17 protein-coding genes and 1 tRNA gene are annotated in these 21,310 nt (G+C 66.4%); all 18 read left to right on the forward strand.

Annotated features, from left to right (window positions below; translation table 11 throughout):
* Positions 1 to 942 precede the first annotated feature (942 nt).
* The 18 genes from NRS07_RS07250 (at position 943) to epsL (ending at position 21,310) form a co-directional block, all read left to right on the forward strand.
* Entirely contained in the window at positions 943 to 1,551 is a 609-nt protein-coding gene (locus NRS07_RS07250; protein ID WP_259212159.1) for a MotA/TolQ/ExbB proton channel family protein, read from the forward strand.
* On the forward strand, positions 1,551 to 1,991 hold the full coding sequence (locus tag NRS07_RS07255) for a biopolymer transporter ExbD (RefSeq protein ID WP_259213087.1): 441 nt from the start codon (positions 1,551 to 1,553) through the stop codon (positions 1,989 to 1,991). The genes NRS07_RS07250 and NRS07_RS07255 overlap by 1 nt, the downstream gene beginning before the upstream one ends.
* Before the next feature lie 39 nt (positions 1,992 to 2,030).
* Positions 2,031 to 3,062: a tetraacyldisaccharide 4'-kinase gene (lpxK, locus tag NRS07_RS07260; RefSeq protein ID WP_259212160.1), complete on the forward strand. Its 1,032-nt coding sequence runs from the start codon at positions 2,031 to 2,033 to the stop codon at positions 3,060 to 3,062.
* Complete coding sequence (locus NRS07_RS07265) at positions 3,043 to 3,213, forward strand: Trm112 family protein (protein WP_259212161.1); 171 nt, start codon at positions 3,043 to 3,045, stop codon at positions 3,211 to 3,213. Before lpxK ends, NRS07_RS07265 begins: the two co-directional genes overlap by 20 nt.
* 7 nt (positions 3,214 to 3,220) lie before the next feature.
* Entirely contained in the window at positions 3,221 to 3,973 is a 753-nt protein-coding gene (gene kdsB / locus NRS07_RS07270; RefSeq protein ID WP_259212162.1) for a 3-deoxy-manno-octulosonate cytidylyltransferase, read from the forward strand.
* A gap of 195 nt (positions 3,974 to 4,168) precedes the next feature.
* Positions 4,169 to 4,825, forward strand: coding sequence for an adenylate kinase (gene adk, locus NRS07_RS07275; protein WP_259212163.1), 657 nt, complete (start codon positions 4,169 to 4,171; stop codon positions 4,823 to 4,825).
* 141 nt (positions 4,826 to 4,966) lie between these two features.
* Positions 4,967 to 5,488, forward strand: coding sequence for a hypothetical protein (locus tag NRS07_RS07280; protein WP_259212164.1), 522 nt, complete (start codon positions 4,967 to 4,969; stop codon positions 5,486 to 5,488).
* A gap of 145 nt (positions 5,489 to 5,633) precedes the next feature.
* A complete protein-coding gene (locus NRS07_RS07285; protein ID WP_259212166.1) occupies positions 5,634 to 6,392 on the forward strand; it encodes a 3-hydroxyacyl-CoA dehydrogenase in 759 nt (252 codons plus the stop codon).
* Positions 6,393 to 6,502: 110 nt separating this feature from the next.
* Positions 6,503 to 8,287, forward strand: a complete 1,785-nt coding sequence (gene ggt / locus NRS07_RS07290) for a gamma-glutamyltransferase (RefSeq protein ID WP_259213089.1) — start codon at positions 6,503 to 6,505, stop codon at positions 8,285 to 8,287.
* 108 nt (positions 8,288 to 8,395) lie between these two features.
* A complete protein-coding gene (locus NRS07_RS07295) occupies positions 8,396 to 9,577 on the forward strand; it encodes a patatin-like phospholipase family protein (protein WP_259212167.1) in 1,182 nt (393 codons plus the stop codon).
* A 17-nt stretch (positions 9,578 to 9,594) separates the two neighbouring features.
* Positions 9,595 to 13,848 (forward strand): hybrid sensor histidine kinase/response regulator, encoded by a 4,254-nt coding sequence (locus NRS07_RS07300; protein WP_259212168.1) that lies wholly within the window; start codon positions 9,595 to 9,597, stop codon positions 13,846 to 13,848.
* Positions 13,849 to 13,894: 46 nt separating this feature from the next.
* Positions 13,895 to 14,578 (forward strand): response regulator, encoded by a 684-nt coding sequence (locus NRS07_RS07305; RefSeq protein ID WP_259212170.1) that lies wholly within the window; start codon positions 13,895 to 13,897, stop codon positions 14,576 to 14,578.
* Positions 14,579 to 14,655: 77 nt separating this feature from the next.
* On the forward strand, positions 14,656 to 16,296 hold the full coding sequence (locus NRS07_RS07310) for an AMP-binding protein (RefSeq protein WP_259212171.1): 1,641 nt from the start codon (positions 14,656 to 14,658) through the stop codon (positions 16,294 to 16,296).
* Between the two features lie 8 nt (positions 16,297 to 16,304).
* Positions 16,305 to 16,889, forward strand: coding sequence for a MarR family winged helix-turn-helix transcriptional regulator (locus NRS07_RS07315; protein ID WP_259212172.1), 585 nt, complete (start codon positions 16,305 to 16,307; stop codon positions 16,887 to 16,889).
* A 100-nt stretch (positions 16,890 to 16,989) separates the two neighbouring features.
* Positions 16,990 to 17,064: transfer RNA gene (locus NRS07_RS07320), tRNA-Arg, on the forward strand.
* 221 nt (positions 17,065 to 17,285) lie between these two features.
* Positions 17,286 to 19,235, forward strand: coding sequence for an ATP-binding cassette domain-containing protein (locus tag NRS07_RS07325; RefSeq protein WP_259212173.1), 1,950 nt, complete (start codon positions 17,286 to 17,288; stop codon positions 19,233 to 19,235).
* A gap of 44 nt (positions 19,236 to 19,279) precedes the next feature.
* Complete coding sequence (locus NRS07_RS07330; protein ID WP_259212174.1) at positions 19,280 to 20,041, forward strand: CAAX prenyl protease-related protein; 762 nt, start codon at positions 19,280 to 19,282, stop codon at positions 20,039 to 20,041.
* 36 nt (positions 20,042 to 20,077) lie between these two features.
* Entirely contained in the window at positions 20,078 to 21,310 is a 1,233-nt protein-coding gene (epsL, locus tag NRS07_RS07335) for an XrtB/PEP-CTERM-associated polysaccharide biosynthesis outer membrane protein EpsL (protein ID WP_259212175.1), read from the forward strand.

A 21,310-nucleotide genomic window follows, 5' to 3' on the forward strand; every position in this document is an offset into this window, starting at 1 on the left:
CAACGGCTTGCAGACGCAACTTGGCCGGCGACCACCATCTTATCCACATAAACTGTGGGCAACTCATCCATAAGACAGAAGAGTGCACGATGCGTGGGTGAGCCCTGTTGCCGACATCGTGGCGCCAGGGCCGGCTCAGCCTTGCTTAAAAATGTCGCTAGGAAATTAAAATGTTCTATATCAATGACTTAAGGCTAGCCCGCGCGCCTTGCGCACAATTTTATCCACAATAAGTGTGCACAAACGCAGATCGAGTACTGCCCGTTTTGGCGGCAGCGTGAACCTTGCTCTATCAAATCAATGACTTAGGTGAGAGTACAGCGCATTCATCACATTGTTATCCACAAAATCCGTGCAGAACCGAACTTTCTTTGCACTGCGTTGAAATTCACCATACAAGCCATGCAGAAAGCCCACTTTTTGCATCGAAGCATTGGCCTGGACGCCGAGCGATGAAATATTGTGCAGTTGAAGTTAATTTATGTAAATCAATGGCTTAGGCATTTACGGCAGGCCTTGCTCACATTATTGTCCACAGAATGTGTGGAAGCGCCGCACACGGCGTGGCTGTGGCGGAATGCCCCTTGCCTCATTTTTGCGCCGGACAACTTTATTTATTTAAATCAATCACTTAGCCATCCACGAGGCGCCTTGCGCACAATTTTGTCCACAGATTATGTTCGTAACTGTGCACATTTGAGATCGATCAATACGCTTATTTAACCTTGAGCAGATTGAGCGGCGCGCGCTGCCTTGTGCTGCCGTTTTCTTGCGCACACTGAAAAAACCCTTTGAAATCAAGGCGCTTTGCGCGAGCCGGGCGCCTTGCGCACATTTTTATCCACAGAAGATGTGCAGAACCTCGGGCGTAATGCACTTGCCGCAGTGCTAGCAACTTGTTACATTGCTGGATTGATTTTTTCTATATTTCAGGAGTTTGTCTTGCTCGCTATCTTCCATGCTGCAGGTTGGCCGATCTGGTTCTTGCTGATTGCCTCGGTCCTTGCTGTCGCCCTGATCGTGGAACGCCTGATCTTTCTGCGCCGCGCCAAGATCCTCCCGAAGCAATTGCTTGACGAAGTCATCCGCGTCTACCGGTCCGGCAAGGTCACCCCCGAGGTGGTCGACAAGCTCGAACACAATTCGCCGCTCGGCACCGTACTGGCGGCGGCGCTGCGCAACGTCGACGCCCCGCGCGACGTCATGAAGGAAACGATCGAAGAGGCCGGGCGCGGCGTGGCCCAGGGCCTGGAACGCTTCCTGACCACCCTTGGCACCATCGCTTCGCTGGCGCCGCTGATGGGCCTGTTCGGCACGGTGGTCGGCATGATCGAGATCTTCGGCGCGCAGAGCCCGACCGGCGGCAACAACCCGGCGCAACTGGCGCACGGCATTTCGGTGGCGCTGTATAACACCGGTTTCGGTTTGGCCATCGCCATGCCGGCCATGGTGTTCTACCGCCACTTCCGCGCGCTGGTCGACAGCTTCGTCGTCGAGATGGAACTGCAGGCGGTGAAGTTTGTCGACGTTGTCCATGGTGCCCGCAAATGATGGATTTCCGCCGCGGCCGCAAGCGCGAAGAACCGGAGATCAACCTGATCCCCTTCATCGACGTGCTGCTGGTCGTCCTGATTTTCCTGATGGTCTCGACTACCTACAGCAAGTTCACCGAATTGCAGATCACGCTGCCGACGGCGGACGCCAGCAAGGCGCAGGAGCGCCCGTTCGAGATCAACGTGACCATCGACGCCAAGGGCAATTACACGGTGAATAATGTGCCGGTGTCTTTCCAGAACGTGGCCGGCCTGGCCGAAGACCTGAAGGCGGCCGCTGCCAGCGGTCCCGGCGGTCAGCCGGCCATCGATCCGGTCGTCATCGTCAACGCCGACCAGTTCGCGATGCACCAGATGGTCATCAACGTGATGGAAGCGGCGCGCACGGCCGGCTTCGACAAGCTGACCTTCGCCGCCCAGACCGGCACTAAAAAGTAAGGGGACGGACGCGTCCCACGCGTGCGTCCTGGCTTGAGCATGGCATCTCCTTCACTCGAATCGATCCTGACCCGCGCCTGGCTGCGGCGCGGCCCGCTGGCGCTGGCGCTGTGGCCGCTCGCCTTGCTGTTCCGGCTGCTCGCCGCGCTGCGCGCGCTGTTTTACCGCCTCGGGTGGAGGCGGCGCACGCGCTTGCCGGTGCCGGTCATCGTGGTCGGCAATATCTTTATTGGCGGTACCGGCAAGACCCCGCTCACCATCTGGCTGGCCGAGGCGCTGGGCGCCGCCGGCCTGCGCCCGGGCGTGATTTCGCGCGGCCACGGCGGCGCGCAGTCGAGCCCGCGTGAAGTGAGGCCCGATTCCGACCCGCGCGAGCTCGGCGACGAGCCGCTCCTGATCGCCGGCCGCACCGGCTGCCCGGTGTTCGTGGGGCGGCGCCGCGCCGAAGCGGGCAGGGCGCTGCTGGAGGCCCATCCCGAAGTCAATGTGTTGATCACCGACGACGGCTTGCAACATACCGCGCTGGCGCGCGACATCGAGATCGTGCTGTTCGATGGCCGCGGCGTCGGCAATGGCTGGCTGCTGCCGGCCGGTCCGCTGCGCGAGCCGCCGTCGCGGCGCCGCGATTTCACGGTGATCAATGCCCCCGCGATCACGCCGGCACTGGCGCAGGCGGTCGGCGGCCACCCATTCCAGATGCGGCTGGTAGGCGAATTCGCCGCGCCGCTGGCGCGGCCCGGCGCGCGCCTGCCCTTGCAAGAATTGATCGGCAAGCGCATCGTCGCCGCGGCCGGCATCGGCAATCCGGGCCGTTTTTTCGCCATGCTGCGCGGTGCCGGTTTGAGCATCGGCGAGCTGCCGCTGCCCGATCATCACGACTTTCTCGACCGCCCGTTCGACGCGGTCGATGCCGATGTCATCCTGATCACGGAGAAGGATGCAGTAAAATGTCGACAACTTGATAACCTGAAGGACGATCCGCGCTTGTGGGTCGTGCCCGTGACGGCGTGGATCGATCCTGCGCTGGCCGAACAAATCGTGGAGAAATGTCGTGGACGCTCGACTGCTTGATATCCTGGTCTGCCCGTTGTGCAAGGGCCCACTCCAGTACGACAAGAAGGCGCAGGAACTGACCTGCCGCCCGGACCGCCTGGCTTACCCGATCCGCGACGGGATCCCGATCATGTGGGCCGACCAGGCGCGCAAGATCGAGCCGGTGTAAGCCCGGCATGGGCTTTACCGTCATTATTCCGGCACGGCTGGCCTCGACCCGGTTGCCGAACAAGCCGCTCGCCGACCTCGGCGGCAAGCCGATGATCGTGCGCGTGGCCGAGCGCGCGCGCGCATCCGGCGCGACCCGCATCATCGTCGCCACCGACCACCCCGACATCCTGGCCGCCTGCGCCGCGCATGGCGTCGAGGCTTGCATCACGCGCGCCGACCATCCTTCCGGCACCGACCGCATCGCCGAAGTCGCCCTGGCCCTGGGCCTGGGGCCGGACGAGGTCGTGGTCAACCTGCAGGGCGACGAGCCGCTGATCGATCCGGCCCTGCTGGCGGCCTGCGCCGCACTGGTGGGCGAAGGCGTGCCGATGGCCACCTGCGCCCACCCGATCCGCGAGATGGCCGACGTGCTCAATCCGAACGTGGTGAAGGTCGTGCTCGACAAGGCGGGGCGCGCGCTGTATTTCTCGCGAGCCACGATTCCCTGGCACCGCGATGCCTTTGCCGCGTCGCTCGATTCACTGCCGGCCGGCTATGCGCCGCTGCGCCATATCGGCCTTTACGCCTATAGCAATGCTTTCTTGCAGGCCTACCCGCAGCTTGCCAGCGCGCCGCTCGAAACCATCGAGGCGCTCGAGCAGCTGCGCGTGCTGTGGCACGGATATCCGATTGCCGTGCATGTCACCGACACCGCGCCGCCGGGCGGCGTCGATACCCCGGACGACCTGGCACGGGTGCGCCAGCATTACCCACATTGACAGGGCGGCGCGACAAATTTGGCGCGCTCTGCGCCATATCAAATGTTGGCTCCGGGCGCCCGTTGGATTGGCCTTGCAGCTGACTTTTGTGGTAACTTTCGTGTCAAGGTAGCCAGATATATATCAATAGCGGCATCGGCGCAATCGTGCGCGAACATAATAATTATCAACATCCTCTAGGAATCTAGGAAACGTATGCGTCTCATTCTGCTAGGAGCACCGGGAGCCGGTAAGGGCACCCAGGCTAATTTCATCAAGGAAAAGTTCAACATCCCCCAGATTTCGACCGGTGACATGCTGCGCTCGGCGATCAAGGCCGGCACCGAGTTGGGCCTGGCTGCCAAGAAGGTCATGGATGCGGGCCAGCTGGTGTCGGACGACATCATCATCGGCCTGGTAAAAGAACGTCTGAAAGAGACCGACTGCGCCAACGGCTACCTGTTCGACGGCTTCCCGCGCACCATCGCCCAGGCCGACGCCATGAAGGACAGCGGCGTGATGATCGACTACGTGCTCGAAATCGACGTGCCCGACGACCTGATCGTCGAGCGCATGTCGGGCCGCCGCACCCATCCGGGTTCGGGTCGCGTCTACCACACCAAGTTCAATCCGCCGAAAGTTGACGGCATCGACGACGTCACCGGCGAAGCGCTGGTGCAGCGCGACGACGACAAGGAAGAAACCGTCGTCAAGCGCCTGGCGGTCTACCATAACCAGACCGAGGTGCTGCTCGGCTACTACAATAATTGGGCCCAGTCCGGCCTGCCGGGCGCGCCAAAATACCGCAAGATTACCGGTGTGGGTCCGGTCGAGCAGGTGCGCGACGCCGCTTTCGCGGCGCTGGCCGAGTAAGCACTGATCGCGTCGACTGAAACGGCCCTGCGGGGCCGTTTTTCGCTTGGCCAGTGCCGCAACAAGCTGGCGTGTGCGCCGCAAGTCGCGCCGACGGCCGATAATGGTATGCACGATCCAGCCAATCGCCCGAGGTGCGCCATGAGTCTTAGCAAGTTCACCATTGCCATGCTGTTCGCCCTGGGTTCGGCGATTGCGCTGGCCCAGGACCAGCCAAGCTATGGTCCGGTTCTCGACCTCCAGCCAGCGCCGCCCGCGCGGGCGCCTGCCATCCCCCCGGTGCCAGCGGGGGACGCCCGTGCACAGGCCCAGGACGAACGCGCCGGCCGGCCTCCGGCGGGCAAGCAGGGCAAGCAAGACAAGCAAGACAAACAAGACAAGCAAGACAAGCAAGACAAGCAGATCGTGCGCCGCGCGGTCTGGCAGCGCATCGAGGCGACGCCGCGCATCGCCGCGCCGGCGCCCGCGCCAGCCCCGCGCGCGCCAGTGCCGGCCGCGCCGCGGCCGGTGGGACCCGCGTCGAGCCAGGTGCTCGGCTGCGTGGGCAGCCTTTGCACCGACACCGGCGGCGCCGGCTACAACGCTGGCGGACCGGGCAATGCCGCAGTGAGCAGCAGCGGCCAATTGTGTACCCGCAACGGCGCCACCATGCAGTGCTTTTGAGCGCACGCCGACGAAGGACGTCCCGGGCATGGTTTTTCCTGCCAAAAGTTCGCTACAATGCCGCTGTTTGCGGTTTGCTTAACGTTTACGTAAACGTAAGTGAATCAAGACCAACGGTGACCAGAACTTATCAACAAGGAAAACCATGCAAATTCAGAACAATGTGTTCATCGTGACCGGTGGCGCGTCGGGGCTTGGAGCAGCCACCGCGCGCATGCTGACCGAAGCCGGCGCCAAGGTCGTCATCGCCGACGTGCAGGTCGATGCCGGCGCCGCGCTGGCAGCCGAATTGAACGGCCGCTTCGTCAAGTGCGACGTGACCTCGGAGACCGACGGCCTGGCCGTGGTCGCGGCGGCCACCGAACTGGGCCTGCTGCGCGGCCTGGTCAACTGCGCCGGCGTGGCGCCGGCCGTCAAGACCGTCGGCAAGGATGGGCCGCACCCGCTGGAGTCGTTCCAGCGTGCGGTCAATATCAACCTGGTCGGTACCTTCAACATGTGCCGCCTGGCGGCCGACGCCATGGGCAAGCTCGAGGGCGCCGAGTACGGCGAGCGCGGGGTCATCATCAATACCGCCTCGGTCGCAGCCTTCGACGGCCAGATTGGCCAGGCCGCATATGGATCGTCCAAGGCTGCCGTGGCCGGCATGACGCTGCCGATGGCGCGCGATCTGGCGCGCAGCGGCATCCGCGTCATGACCATCGCCCCGGGCATCTTCGAAACCCCCATGCTGATGGGCATGCCGGAAGAAGTACGCGAATCGCTGGGCAAGATGGTGCCTTTCCCACCGCGCCTGGGCATGCCCAAGGAATACGCGCACCTGGCCAAGGCCATCATCGAAAACGTCATGCTCAACGGCGAGACGATCCGCCTCGACGGCGCGATCCGCATGCAGCCAAAATAAGACGTTTCCGAGCATTCTTGCCAGTTGTTGTAGGATAGCTAGAAGTCGGGCGCGCGGCGCAAGTCGCGCGTCCGTTTTGCTTTCTGGAGAACCGATTGAACAACTTGAACATGCGCCAGGCCTTGCTGGCACTGGCACTGGCGCTGGCGTGTAGCGCCCCCCAGTCCCTGCTGGCACAAGAAGCCCGGCAGGATACCTACCAGGGCGCGCCCGAAGCCGCCACAGGCTATGCCGAGAAACCTGGCTGGCCGGCCCGGAACTACATGGTGGCCGCGGCCAATCCGCTGGCAGTGCAAGCCGGTTACCAGATCCTGAAGCAGGGCGGCAGCGCGATCGACGCCGCCATTGCCACGCAACTGGTGCTGACCCTGGTCGAGCCGCAATCGTCGGGCATCGGCGGCGGTGCCTTCCTGGTCCATTACGATGGCAAGCAGACCCAAGCCTTCGACGGGCGCGAGACTGCACCGTCGAAGGCCGACGAGCGCTTGTTCCAGCGCGCGGACGGCAGCCCGGTGTCGCGCACCGAGGGCGTGGTGGGCGGCCGCTCGACCGGGGCGCCGGGTGTGCTGCGCATGCTTGCGCTGGCGCACGGCCAGCATGGCAAGCTGCCCTGGAAGGCGCTGTTCGCGCCCGCCATCGCGCTCTCGGAACAAGGTTTCGAGGTTAGTCCGCGCCTGCATGCGCTGTTGTCTGGCGACGCCCACCTGCGCAAGGATGCCGAGGCGGCGCGCTATTTCTACGGCGACGGCGGTCGCCCCTGGCCGGTCGGCCATGTGCTGAAGAATCCGGCGCTGGCCACGACCCTGCGCGAAATCGCCGAAGGCGGCGCCGAGGTCTTCTACACGGGCCGGATCGCGCGCGACATCGCGGCCAAGGTGCAGGGCCACCCGACCAATCCGGGCCTGCTCAGTTCCGCCGACATTGCCGCCTACCAGCCCAAGCTGCGCACGCCCGTGTGCAGCGATTATCGCCGCTATACGGTGTGCGGCATGCCGCCGCCCTCGTCCGGCGGCATTGCCGTGGCCCAGATGCTGGGCATGTTCGAGACCATGGACATGCGGGCGCTGGCGCCGAAGAACGGCGTGCCCGGTCCGGATGCGCTGCATGTGTTCAGCGAAGTAGGGCGCCTGGCCTATGCCGACCGCAACCGTTACGCCGCCGACACCGATTTCGTGCCGCTGCCGGGCCGCGGCTTGCCGAGCCTGATCGACAAGGACTACCTGGCGCAGCGCGCCAAACTGGTGGGCTGGCGCACGATGGGCGTGGCCCCGGCCGGCACGCCGCCCGGCATGGACGTGGCATGGGGCAAAGACAACGCCATCGAAACTCCATCCACCTCGCACGTGGCGGTAGTGGACCAGTACGGCATGGGCCTGTCCATGACCACGACCATCGAGGACGCCTTTGGCTCACGCCAGATGGTCGATGGTTTTCTCCTGAACAACCAGCTCACCGACTTCTCGTTCGCTTCGCGTGACGCCGACGGACCGGTGGCCAACCGGGTCGAGGCCAACAAGCGTCCGCGCAGCGCCATGTCGCCCACGGTGGTGTTCGACAAGCAGACCGGCAAGCTGGTGCTGACGGTCGGTTCGCCCGGCGGCCCGGCGATCATCAACTATGTCGCCAAGGTACTGGTCGGCACGCTCGACTGGGACCTGAACGTGCAGCAGGCGGTCAACCTGCCCAATTTTGGCAGCCGCAATGGCCCGACCGAACTGGAAGCGGGACGCTTCCCGTCCGCCACGATCGAGGCGCTGGGCGCGCGCGGGCACAAGGTGCGGCTGGGCGCGCAGACCTCGGGCCTGCACGGCATCCAGCGCATCGAGGTGCATGGCGTGCCGCTGTGGTATGGCGCGGCCGACCCGCGGCGCGAGGGTGTGGCGAAAGGGGACTGAGGCCGTGGCCGGAAACGGTGCACCGAAAGTCGGCATAAACGCAACTATAGGTCATCTTTTTACTTATTAATTTCCCATGAGCACTCTGATCTTTGCTAATCTTGGCGCGTGGAGAGCAAAGAGAAAACAGGCCTGGTGCTGACAGGCGGTGGAGCACGCGCCGCCTACCAGGCCGGGGTGATGCATGCGATCGGCCGGATTCTTGCCGACGCCGGCAGGCCAGCCCTGCGCTCGCCCTTCGACATCATCTGCGGCACGTCGGCCGGCGCCCTGAATGCGACCGCGCTGGCCTGCCGCGCCGACGATTTTGCGAGCGCCGTGCGCGGCCTGCTTGCGGTCTGGGAGGGCGTCGCCGCTCACCAGGTCTACCGCGCCGATTCGCTGGCGGTGCTGCGCTCGGGCGCGCGCTGGCTGTCGCTGCTGTCGTTTGGCTGGCTGCTGCGCAAGTGGCATGCCGCGCCGCCCCAGTCGCTGCTCGATAACACCCCGCTGGCCGGCCTGCTGCACCGGGCGCTCGACCTGCCGCGCCTGGACGCCGCGCTGGCCGATGGTGTGCTGCACGCGCTGGCGATTACCGCTTCGTCGTACAGCAGCGGCCACCACATCACCTTTTACCAGGCCGCGCACGAGATCGCGCCCTGGAGCCGCCACCAGCGGCTGGCCCTGTCGACCCAGATCAGCGTCGAGCACCTGCTGGCGTCGAGCGCGATTCCGTTCATCTTTCCTGCGGTGCCGCTTTACCTGGGCGGGCGCCGCGAATACTGCGGCGATGGCTCGATGCGCCAGCTCGCGCCGATTTCGCCGGCAATTCACCTGGGTGCGACGCGCGTGCTGGTGGTGGGGGGCGGGCGCATGTCCGAGCCGGCCTCGGGTAGCACACTGGAGCCGGCGCCGAACTCCGGCTATCCCAGCCTGGCGCAGGTCGCCGGCCACGCGCTGTCCTCGATCTTTCTCGACAGCCTGGCGGCCGACATCGAGCGCCTGCAGCGGGTCAACCAGACGCTTGCGCGGGTGCCGCTCGACGCCCGCGCCGCGCTGCCGCTGCGCCATGTGGAGCTGCTGGTGATCGCGCCTTCCGAACGGCTCGACGACATCGCCTTGCGCCATGTACACGACCTGCCGGCGCCTGTGCGCGCCCTGCTGGGCGGGATCGGCGCGCTCGAGTCGCGCGGCGCCGCGCTGGCGTCCTACCTGCTGTTCGAAGGCAGTTATACGCGCGAGCTGATCCGGCTGGGCGAACACGACACCCTGGCCCGGCGCGCCGACGTCCTGGCCTTTTTTCCCGAATGAACCCGCCGATCCGACGCATGTGGCGCGCCGTTTCGGCGTTGCTGCTGTTACTGCTACTGCTGCTGGCGCTGGGCGCGCAGGCGCTGGCCGCCGCGCCGCGCGCCACGCTGCGCTTCGAGCACCTGTCGGTGGCCGAGGGCCTGGCCCAGGAATCGGTACTGGCGGTAGTCCAGGACCGCGACGGCTTCATGTGGTTCGGCACCCAGAATGGGCTGTCGCGCTTTGACGGCTACCGCGTCATCAATTACCGCAGCACCCCCGGCAAGGCGCGTACGCTGTCGAACAACTGGGTGCGCGTGCTGCACCTCGACCGCCATGGCCGCCTGTGGCTGGGCACCGACGGCGGCCTGAACCTGTACGACCCTGTCACCCAGTCCTTCACGCTGTTCGTGCCCGCCGAAACCGCGCGCCGCGGCAGCGGCAACCGCCATATCAAGGCGATCGTGAGCGACGGCCGCGACGGGCTATGGCTCGCCACCAGCGACGGCCTGCAGCATTTCGACACCGTACAGCGCCGCTTCACTACCTGGCACCACGAAAAGGGCAACGAGCGCAGCCTGAGCAACGACAGCGTCAATGCGCTGGCGCTGGACGCCGCCGGGCGCCTGTGGATCGGCACCGGCGCGGGCCTGGACAGCATGGCCCCGGACCGTTCTCGCATCGAACACCATCCGTCCGGGCTGGACGCGCGCGCCAACCCGGTGCGCGCGCTCGCGGTCGATGACGCGCAGCGCCTGTGGGTGGGCCGCCTGGGTGGCCTGGAGCGGCGCCAGCTCAGCGGCGCCGATGCCGGCACGGTGCGCCGTTTTGGTCCGGCCGACGGCGTCGGCCGCTGGTGGATCACGGCGCTGTACCACGACGCCAGCAACGAGATCTGGATCGGCACCCACGACAATGGCCTGCTGCGCTGGCGCGCCGGCGAGGATCGCTTCGACAGCCAGCGCTATACCGTCACCGATCGCCATAGCCTGGGCGACAACCAGGTCTCGGCGCTGTACCGCGACCGCCTCGGCACCTTCTGGGTCGGCACCTGGTATGCCGGCGTGTCGCGCGTCGACCTGGGCAGCGGCGGCTTTGCCCGCATCGTGCGCCGCGACGACGTGCCAGATGCGCTGGCCGACAACAAGGCGCAGGCGCTGCTGGCCGATGGCGATAAACTGTGGGTCGGCACCGGTAGCGCACTGAACCACCTCGACCCGGCCACCGGCAAGACGGTGGTGTACCGGCATGACCCGGACAACCCGGACAGCCCGATCGACGTGCCGGCCACCGCGCTGGCGCGCGACCGTGCCGGCCGCCTATGGATCGGCAGCCGCACCGGCATCACGGCCTTCGATCCGCGCTCGAAACGCTTTTCGCGCCTGACCCTGCCCGGCGGCGCCGATGCCAACCAGGTGCGCGGGGTGGTGGCGGGGCCGGATGGCCTGGTCTGGATCAGCACCCGCGGCGGCCTGCACCGGCTCGACCCCGACACCCGCAAGGTCGACAGCTACCGGCACGACCCCACCAAATCGACCAGCCTGGCCGACGACACCGTGCGCCCGATCCTGCACGACCGCCGCGGCCGCACCTGGGTCGGCACCTTCGACGGTCTCGACCTGATGGAGCCGGCCAGTGGACGTTTCCGCCACTTCCGCCACAATCCCTATGACGCGGCCAGCCTGAGCCACGACGAAATCCACTACCTGTTCGAGGACAGCCGCGGCGACGTCTGGGTCGGCACCGCGATCGGCCTGAACCGCATGGTGACGGCCGCCGACGGCTCGGTCAGCTTTATCCGCTACACCACGCGCGACGGGCTGGTGGATGACGCGGTGGCGGGCATCCTGGAAGACGCCGCTGGCCGGCTCTGGATCAGCACTACCGGTGGGATCTCGTCCTTTGACCCAGTCAACAAGCGCTGGCGCAGCTATACGGCGGCCGACGGTATCACCGAAGGCGCCTTCTTCGACGGTGCGGCGCTGCGCGGCGCCGATGGCACGCTCTACTTCGGGGGCTTCAACGGCATCACGGCGTTCGACCCGCGCGCCATTCGCGACAACCTGGTGCCGCCGCGCCCGGTCATCACCGGCCTGCAGATCTTCAATCGGCCGATCGAGCAGGTGCTGCCCGGTCTGCTCACCGGCCCGATAGAACATGCCGAGGCGGTGACGCTGCCGGCCAACGCGTCGGTGTTCTCGCTCGAATTCTCGGCGCTGCACTTTGCCGCACCGCAGCGCAACCGCTTCGCCTACCGGCTCGACGGGTTCGACCGCGACTGGGTCCAGGCCGATGCGGGCAAGCGCTTCGCCACCTATACCAATCTCGATCCGGGCACCTACGTGTTCCGGGTGCGGGCCGCCAACAAGGACGGGGTCTGGAGCGAGCAGGTAGCGGCGCTGGCGATCACGATCGCACCGCCGCCGTGGGGCACGCCCTGGTTCCGCGCCATGGCGGCGCTATTGCTGGTCATGTTGGTCTATGCCGGGGTACGCATGCGCCTGTCCGGGCTGCGGCGCCAGAAAGAGCAGCTGGCGCGCCAGGTCAGCGCGCGCACCGAACAGGTCGAGCAGCAGAACCGCGTTCTGGAAAGCCAGACCCGCGAGCTGCGCGAGCAGCAAGTGCGGGTGCGCGAGCAATCCAACGAGCTGGCGCGCGCCTACCGCGCGCTGCAGGAGAACGAGGAATTCCTGCGCCAGGCCAAGCAGCGCGCCGAGGATGCGACGCGCCAGAAATCCGAATTCCTGGCCAATATGAGCCACGAAATGCGCACGCCGCTGGCCGGCGTGATCGGCATGCTCGGCTTCGCGCTGCGCGACGCCGGCCTGCGCGAGAACACGCGCGACCAGATCGTACGCGGCGAGGCCAATGCCCAGGCGCTGCTGGCGATCATTAACGACCTGCTCGATTTTTCCAAGATCGAGGCCGGCAAGCTGAGCATCGAGAACATCGATTTCGACCTGCACGGCGCGGTCCGCGGCGTGGCCAGCCTGTTCGAGGAGCAGGCTGCGGAAAAAAGCGTCGGCTTCGACGTCACGCTCGGCGCCGGCCTGCCGCGCTTCGTGCTGGGCGACCCGACCCGGGTGCGCCAGGTGCTGGTCAACCTGGTCGGGAATGCGTTCAAGTTCACCAGGTCGGGCAGCATCTCGCTGGCGGTGGAGCTGCGCGCCGAAGACCAGGTGCGCGGCGAAGGCTGGAACACGGTGCGCTTCACGGTGCGCGATACCGGCATCGGCATTCCGGCCGACGCGCTGCCGCGCCTGTTCCAGAAGTTCGAGCAGGCCGATACCACCACCACGCGCCGCTACGGCGGCACGGGTCTCGGCCTGGCGATCTGCCGCCAGCTGGTGACGCTGATGGGTGGCAGCATCGGCGTCAACAGCACCGAGGGCAAGGGCAGCACCTTCAGCGTGCTGCTGCCGCTGGCCGATGGCGCCGAGCCGCTGCATGTCGACCATGCGCCGCTGGCGCCGCACACGCACCGCCTGCGCATCCTGTGCGCCGAGGATTACCCGACCAACCAGATCATTGCGCGCGTGATGATCGAAGAGATGGGGCACCAGGTCGACATCGCCGAGAACGGCGCCGATGCGCTGGCGGCATGCGCGCACACGCGCTACGACCTGATCCTGATGGATGGCCGCATGCCCGAAATGGACGGCGCCAGCGCGACCCGCCTGATTCGTGCCGGCGGCACGGCCGACGCGCGCGTGCTGGACCAGCACCTGATGATCGTGGCGCTGACCGCCAATGCCAGCGACGAGGACCGCGCGCGCTACCTGGCCTGCGGCATGGATGGCTTCCTTACCAAGCCGATCGACGAGGATGCGCTGCACCTGCAGGTCTCGCGCGCCATCGAACGCCAGCTCCAGCGCGGCGTGCTGCTGGCTCCGATGCCGGCGACCGCGCAGCCAGAAGCGATGGCGGCGCTCGACGCGATGTTCGGCGTGGCGCCGGCGCACCAGGATGCGGCCGATGCTGCGGCGGCTGCGTCATTCAACCAAGTGCGGCGCGCCGACGACCTCAAGGCGCGCCTGCGCGCGGCCTTCGCTAGCGACCTGCCGCGGCGCCGGATCGAGCTCGATGCGGCGCTGGAAGCCGGCGACATGGTGGCGGCGGGCCGGGTGCTGCATGGCCTGCGCGGCAGTGCCGCCCACCTCGGTGACACCGCGCTCGAAGCGCTGTGCGGCGAACTCGAAGCGGCGGCCGATGCAGGCGCGCGCGAACCTGTCTTGAATGGCATGCCGCGCCTGCGCACGCTGCTGGCCGCATTCGAGGAGCCGGTGGCATGACTGCGCTGGAAAATATCATGGCCTTGAGGGCGTCGACGGTGGTGAAGTGGACAATGTAAACGCGCAGGTAGCCAAGGTGCTGGTGGTGGACGACGACGTGGTCTCGCGCATGATGCTCATGCATCTGGTCGACCGCTGCGGGCAAGTCGATCTGGTGGAAGCCGAAGACGGCGAGGATGCCTGGCGCCGGCTGGCGGGCGGACTGCGGCCGGCCATCGTGTTTTGCGACCTGCGCATGCCTAGGCTGTCCGGCATGGAGCTGCTGGCGCGCGTGCGCGCCGATGCCGCGCTGGCAGCCTTGCCTTTCGTGCTGGTGTCGGCTGCGTCCGACGCCGCGACCCTGGACCAGGCCGGGCGCCTGGGGGCCGACGGCTATATCGTCAAGCCGTTCGCGCTGGAGCAGGTACGCGCGCAGTTCGAGCAGGTGCTTGGCGCCGGCGGCGCCCGCGACGAAGCACCGGAAGCGGTAGCGCGGCGGCTCGCCATTGCGCCCGAGCGGCTGCTGGTCTACCTGGCCGGCCTGCAGCGCCAGCTTGGCGAAGCGGCCCGCATGGAGTCTGGCGCGCCGCTGCTGCGCCTGGCCGAAGGCTGTGCCACGCTGGGCCTGGCCAGTAGCGCGCAAGAGTTGCGCGCGGCGGCCGGGCAGCACCGGCCGGACGCGGTCCAGGCCGCACTTGGGCATGCGCTCGCAGCCGCGCGGCGCCAGCAAGAGCGGGTGGGGGCGTCATGACGATTCCGCTTGCCCGGCTATTGCTTTAGATTTAAAGTACTTGCGGACTGTTGCCTGAATTTCCACAGGAACCCACGATGACCGACGTCACCGCATTTACGACATCCCTGGCACCGTCCGGCTATGCCGACGACTTCGCCCGCGCCAAGCTGCCGCCCCCGGAGCATTGGCCGCAGTTCCTGTTCGACCTGCCCGGCCTGCAGTATCCGGCACGCCTGAACTGCGTGGCCGAACTGTTCCGGGCCGCCACGCTCAGCGGCTGGGACCGGCGCACCGCGCTGGTGGGCGCGCGCGAGCGCCTTAGCTATGCCCAGTTGCGCGAGCGGGTCGACCGCATCGCCCACGTGCTGCGCGGCGAGCTTGGCCTGGTCACCGGCAATCGCGTGCTGGTGCGCGGGGGCAATTGCCCGATGATGGCGGCCTGCATCCTGGCAGTGATCAAGGCCGGCTGCATCGCGGTGCCGACCATGCCGCTGCTGCGCGCGCGCGAACTGGCCACGATCGCCGACCGCGCCCAGGTCGACGCGGTGCTGTGCGCAGCCTCGCTGCGCGCCGAGGTCGATGCGATGGCCGGCGCGGCGCTGCCGCTGCTGCTGTTCGACGATCCGGATGCGGCCGATTCGCTCGAGGTGCGCATGGCCGGCCAGGCAGCCGTCTTTGATGCGCCCGATACCGCGGCCGATGATGTCTGCCTGATCAGTTTTACTTCGGGCACCACCGGCGTGCCGAAGGGGACGATGCACTTTCACCGCGACCTGCTGGCGATCTGCGACTGCTTTGCGCGCCACACGCTGGCCGCGACCGGCGACGATGTCTTTATTGGCACGCCGCCGCTGGCCTTTACCTTTGGCCTGGGCGGGCTGCTGCTGTTTCCGCTGCGCGTGGGCGCCAGCGCGGTGCTGCTCGAAAAACTGAGCCCGGAAGCCCTGCTGGCGGCGATCGAACAGTACCGCGCCACCGTGTGCTTCACGGCGCCGACCTTCTACCGCCAGATGGCCCAGCTGGCGCCAGGGGTCGACCTGTCGAGCCTGAGCCGCAGCGTGTCGGCCGGCGAGGCGCTGCCGCTGGCCACGCGCGCGGCCTGGCAGGCGGCGACCGGCCTGGCGCTGATCGACGGAATCGGCGCCACCGAGATGCTGCACATTTTCATCTCTGCCGCCGGCGACGCGGTGCGCCCGGGCGCGACCGGCAAGCCGGTGCCGGGCTATGTGGCCTGCATCCTCGACCACGACGGCCAGCCGGTCGGGCCGGGCATCGTCGGGCGCCTGGCGGTAAAGGGGCCGACCGGCTGCCGTTATCTGGACGATCCGCGCCAGTGCGACTACGTGCACCAGGGCTGGAACCTGACCGGCGACGCCTACGAGATGGACGCCGACGGCTACTTCTATTACCGCTCGCGGCTGGACGACATGATCATTTCGGCCGGCTACAACATCGCCGGCGCCGAGGTCGAAGAAGCGCTGCTGCACCATCCGGCGGTGGCCGAGTGTGCGGTGGTGGGGCGGCAGGACGCCGAGCGGGGGCAGGTGGTCGAGGCCCACGTGGTGCTCAAGCCGGGCGTCGATGCGTCGGGCGAAACGGCGCGGGCGCTGCAAGAATTCGTCAAGGCGCAGATTGCGCCCTACAAGTATCCGCGCGTGGTGCGCTTTCGCGAACAGCTGCCGCGCACCGAAACCGGTAAACTGCAGCGTTTCAAGTTACGTAGCGACGCGGGGTAAGGAAAATCATGAAGGATGTCGACGGGCAGGACCAGAAGCCGGACCAGGAGCAGGGCGCAGGTCGCGCAGAACCGCCAGGGGGTGACGCGGCGCGGGGCCTGCCGGCGGCGGAGCTCGACCTCGCCAGCCGGCTCACCAGCGAGCACCACCAGTCGCTTAAATTGTGGCTGCGCATGCTCTCGTGCACGGTCCGGATCGAAAACGAGATCCGCAGCCGGCTGCGCACCAGCTTCGGCATCACGCTGCCGCGCTTCGACCTGATGGCCCAGCTCGAACGCCATCCGGACGGCCTGCGCATGGGCGAACTGTCCAAGCGCATGATGGTTACCGGGGGCAACGTGACCGGCATCACCGACCAGCTCGAACGCGAGAAGCTGGTGGTTCGGGTGCCCGATCCGCTCGACCGGCGCGCCTGGGCGGTGCGCCTGACCCCGGCCGGGCGCGCCGCCTTCGCTTCCATGGCGTCGGTGCACGAGCGCTGGGTCGACGAGATGCTGGCCGACATCCCGGCCGAGGACAAGGCCATCCTGATCGCCCAGCTGGCATCGATGAAACGGCGCCTGCGGGTCGAGGATGGCGGGCCACAGCCATGATGGCTTGCGCCTGTTCTGCTTTGCCTGGGCGGCTGGTACAATAGCGCTCTGCAAGCTTTCAGGGTGTGCATTCGCATGGCGCATGCCCCAGACCGCGCGAGTCGCCATAGTACAATGGATAGTACAAGGTCCTCCTAAGACTTAGATGCAGGTTCGATTCCTGCTGGCGATACCAGTTTCTTGCCCATGACGCCGTTGTCGCTCCGGCGCCGCGGCTTGCTCGTCTTTCTCCCACTATCATCGACCCTGGTCCTGCCTTGCTCCGCAGCCTGGATGCCAAACCGGCTTTCAGCGAGCGGAAATTGCCAGTAGCCCAGGACCAGTCGGTACAATGGGCGCTTCTTTCAACATTTTTTGCCTGTGGCCAGTCGCTGGCGGTGGGCAGGCTCACGGATCATGGCTGTCATCTCTCTCTCTTCCGCGCAACTGGCATTCGGCCACGTCGCGCTGCTCGACCACGCTGATTTCTCTCTTGAAACCGGCGAACGCGTCGGCCTGATCGGCCGCAACGGCACCGGCAAGTCGTCGCTGCTGAAAGTTATTTCGGGACGCTTCAAGCTCGACGACGGCCTGCTCGTCATGCAGCAGGGCCTGAAGATCGCGTATGTCGAGCAGGAGCCGACCTTCGATCCTGATACCACCGTGTTCGACGCGGTCGCCGCCGGCATGGGCGAGCAGCAGGCCATGCTGGCCGAATACGAAGCGCTGACCGGCCAGTTCGGCGGCGACAACGACGACGCGCTGATGGAGCGCATGCACGACATCCAGGTCAAGCTCGACGCCACCGACGGCTGGAACCTGCAGCACAAGGTCGATACCACGCTCGATCGTCTCGGGCTGGCCGGTGCGGCGAAGATGGGCACGCTCTCGGGCGGTATGCAGAAACGCGTGGCGCTGGCCGTGGCGCTGGTGTCCGCCCCCGACGTGCTGCTGCTGGACGAGCCGACCAACCACCTCGACTTCATGTCGATCAAGTGGCTCGAGGGCTTGCTGCGCGAATACCGCGGCTCGGTGCTGTTCATTACCCACGACCGTAGTTTCCTGGACAATGTCGCCACCCGCATCCTGGAGCTCGATCGCGGCCGTTTGCTGTCCTTCCCGGGCAATTTCACGACGTATCAGGAACGCAAGCGCGAACTGCTGGCCAACGAAGAAGTCGAGAACGCCAAGTTCGACAAGTTTTTGGCACAAGAAGAAGTCTGGATCCGCAAGGGCGTGCAGGCCCGCCGCACCCGTGACGAAGGCCGGGTGCGGCGCCTGGAAGCCTTGCGCCTGAGCCGCGCGGCGCGCCGCGAACAGCAGGGCAATATCAAGCTCGACGTCGGTATGGGCGAGCGTTCGGGCAAGATCGTCGCCGACATGGAAAACGTGTTCAAGTCGTATGGCGAAAAAACCATCGTTACCAATTTCAGCGGCACCATCCTGCGCGGCGACAAGGTTGGCCTGATCGGGCCCAACGGCGCCGGCAAGACGACCTTGCTCAAGATTATCCTTGGTGACGAGACCGCCGACAGCGGCAAGGTACGCCTGGGCACCAAGCTCAACGTGGCCTATTTCGACCAGATGCGCGCCCAGCTCGATGAAAACGCAAGCCTGGCCGACACCATCGCGCCGGGCAGCGACTGGGTCGAGGTCAATGGCCAGAAAAAGCACGTGATGACCTACCTCAACGACTTCTTGTTCGCGCCAGAACGGGCGCGTTCGCCGGTCAAGTCGCTCTCTGGCGGCGAGCGCAATCGCCTGCTGCTGGCGCGCCTGTTCGCCAAGCCGGCCAACTGCCTGGTACTTGACGAGCCGACCAACGACCTCGACATCGAGACGCTGGAGCTGCTGGAAGAACTGCTCGAGGATTACACCGGTACCGTGTTCCTGGTGAGCCACGATCGTACCTTCCTCGACAACGTGGTCACCCAGGTGATCGTGGCCGAGGGCGCGGGACTGTGGCGCGAATACGTCGGCGGTTACAGCGATTGGGAGCGGGTGCGCAGCAGCGCGCCGGCCATGGCCGCCTCGGCGGCGGCGGCGGCGGCCAATCAAGCGATTATTGTTGCGCGGCAAGAAAGCGCCAAAGCGGGCGACGTATCCTCGACGGCACAGGCCGCACCTGCCAAAAAGGTAAAGCTGAGCTACAAGGAGCAGCGCGAGCTGGAAGAGCTTCCGACGTTGATTGCCTCGCTGGAAGATGAACAGTCGGCCATCACGGCCCAGCTCAACGCACCGGACTTCTACAAGAAGAATCCGGCCGACGCGCGCCGCATCAACGAGCGGTTTGCCGAGATAGAGGAATTGCTGCTCGACGCGCTCGACCGCTGGGAGCGGATCGAAGCCCGCGCCAGGGGAGAGTAGCCTAACCAAGGGGGCAAGCAGGCCAGGCGCCTGCCGACACGGACATGACCGAGCAACACGATGCACGTCGCGCTCCATCCGGCCCCCGCCCCGACACCCGCAGCGGGCCTGCCCCCGGCACCCCTGCGCCCGATGCTCCCTTCCTGAACCGCGCCGCCTGGGCGCGCATCCTGCCGTTCGCGGCGTGGATCTTGTTTATCATCCTGGGCGACATGCTCGAGCATGCCGGCTGGGCGCGCGACGCGCTGCGCTGGCTGTACCCGCTTCAGAGCGGGGTCGTTGCACTGCTGCTTGCCTGCTCCTGGCGCCATTACCATGAACTGCATCATCCGGCGCTGCCCGGAGCGGGGCCGCTGCTGGCCTGCAGCGGCGCGGGCCTGCTGGTATTCGTGCTCTGGATTAATCTCGACGCCCCCTGGATGCGCATTGGCCCGGTACCGGGCTACGACCCTACTACCGCAGGCGCGATCGACTGGCTGCTGGTGGCAAGCCGGATCGCCGGCGCCGCCCTGGTGGTGCCTGTCATGGAAGAACTGTTCTGGCGCTCGTTCCTGATGCGCTGGATCGAGGCTGCCGACTTCGAAGCGGTCGAGCCCGCACGCGTCGGGTTCAAGGGACTGCTGGTGTCGAGCTTGCTGTTCGGCGTCGAACACGCGCTCTGGCTGGCCGGAATCGTCGCCGGACTGGCCTATGCGTTTCTTTATATGCGGTACCGCAACTTGTGGTCGGCGGTGCTCGCCCACGCTGTCACTAATGGCTTGCTGGGCGCATGGGTGGTCGCGACCGGCAACTGGAGTTTCTGGTAAATCGCGTACAGCGCACTGACTTCGGAAAACACAACCATGATGCCGCATCCACGCCTTGCCCTGGTCGCCACCACCTTTGCCCTTGCCCCTGCACTGGGCGGGGCCCTGTTGCTGCTTCCGGCGCGCGCCGCCGCGGCCGAGCAGCAGGAACAAGGCCTGCGCCTGTACGGCGGCATCGGCTGGGGCTACGACGATAACCTGTTGCGCGTGCCCGACGACCGTCCCGCTTTTTCTGGCAAGCGCAGCGACCGCTGGCGCCAGCTTGATGCCGGCGCCGTGTACGACCAGCGGATCGGCCGCCAGCGCGTGGCATTGGTGGCCAAGGCCTCGACCCTGAAGTTCGACCACTTCCAGCAGCTCGACCATGACGGGCGCGACCTGCAGGGCACCTGGTTCTGGGAAGTGGGCAACAAGCTCGACGGGAAGCTCGGCGCCAGGTACGAGCGCGCCCTGGCTCCCTATACCGATTTCTTCAGCGACGAGCGCAACATGCGCGAGCTGCGCCGTCATTGGGTCGACGCCGGCTACCAGCTGCACCCGAGCTGGAAGCTGCGCGCCGGCTTCACGCGCGAGCGCTTCGAGTACGAGCTGCTGCGCCAGCGCGTCAACAACCGCACCGAACGCGCCGTCGAGGCCGAGCTGCTCTACACCCCGCGCAGCGGCAGCTCGGTGGGTGTGGTGGCGCGCCGCCTCGAGGGCGCCTACCCGCTTCGCCGCCCGGTCCTGGCCGGCGTGCTCGACGACGACTTCACCCAGCACGAACTGAAGCTGCGCGTCCATTGGATCGGCACCGGCGTCACCCGCCTGCAGGCACTGGCCGGCTATGTCCGGCGCGGGCAGAGCTGGCCCGGCGACGGCAACACCAGCGGTGTCAACGGTCGCCTGAACGCCTTTGTTACCCCGCACGGCAAGCTGAGCTACGAGGCCTCACTGTGGCGCGAATTCGCCCCGATCGAGAGCACCATCGCCAGCTATACGTTGAACCGGGGCGCCAGCATCGGCGCCAGCTGGGCCGCCACCGGCAAGCTCAAGGTCGACGCCAGTACCGCCTACGAAGAGCGGGCCTACAATCCGCGCGCCGGTTTCGCCGCTGGTGCCGACCTGAGCGACTCGCTACGGCGCACCAGCTTGCGCGCGACCTGGCAAGCCAGCCGCAAGGTGACCGTGTCGGCCCGCTGGCAGCAGCAGCGGCGCAGCGGCTCCCCGGTACTGGGCCTGGGCAGCTTCGACGCGAACACCGTGGTCTTGAACGCCAATTTGCTGTTCTGA

The organism is Massilia sp. H6 (assembly GCF_024802625.1).
GTDB lineage: Bacteria > Pseudomonadota > Gammaproteobacteria > Burkholderiales > Burkholderiaceae_D > Telluria.

Excerpts from the sequence above, each read along its gene's own strand:
- NRS07_RS07255 (WP_259213087.1), top strand. The coding sequence starts at position 1,551 with ATGGATTTCCGCCGCGGCCGCAAGCGCGAAGAACCGGAGATCAACCTG.
- lpxK (WP_259212160.1), top strand. The coding sequence starts at position 2,031 with ATGGCATCTCCTTCACTCGAATCGATCCTGACCCGCGCCTGGCTGCGG.
- kdsB (WP_259212162.1), top strand. The coding sequence starts at position 3,221 with ATGGGCTTTACCGTCATTATTCCGGCACGGCTGGCCTCGACCCGGTTG.
- adk (WP_259212163.1), top strand. The coding sequence starts at position 4,169 with ATGCGTCTCATTCTGCTAGGAGCACCGGGAGCCGGTAAGGGCACCCAG.
- NRS07_RS07280 (WP_259212164.1), top strand. The coding sequence starts at position 4,967 with ATGAGTCTTAGCAAGTTCACCATTGCCATGCTGTTCGCCCTGGGTTCG.
- NRS07_RS07285 (WP_259212166.1), top strand. The coding sequence starts at position 5,634 with ATGCAAATTCAGAACAATGTGTTCATCGTGACCGGTGGCGCGTCGGGG.
- ggt (WP_259213089.1), top strand. The coding sequence starts at position 6,503 with ATGCGCCAGGCCTTGCTGGCACTGGCACTGGCGCTGGCGTGTAGCGCC.
- NRS07_RS07300 (WP_259212168.1), top strand. The coding sequence starts at position 9,595 with ATGTGGCGCGCCGTTTCGGCGTTGCTGCTGTTACTGCTACTGCTGCTG.
- NRS07_RS07310 (WP_259212171.1), top strand. The coding sequence starts at position 14,656 with ATGACCGACGTCACCGCATTTACGACATCCCTGGCACCGTCCGGCTAT.
- NRS07_RS07315 (WP_259212172.1), top strand. The coding sequence starts at position 16,305 with ATGAAGGATGTCGACGGGCAGGACCAGAAGCCGGACCAGGAGCAGGGC.
- NRS07_RS07325 (WP_259212173.1), top strand. The coding sequence starts at position 17,286 with ATGGCTGTCATCTCTCTCTCTTCCGCGCAACTGGCATTCGGCCACGTC.
- NRS07_RS07330 (WP_259212174.1), top strand. The coding sequence starts at position 19,280 with ATGACCGAGCAACACGATGCACGTCGCGCTCCATCCGGCCCCCGCCCC.
- epsL (WP_259212175.1), top strand. The coding sequence starts at position 20,078 with ATGATGCCGCATCCACGCCTTGCCCTGGTCGCCACCACCTTTGCCCTT.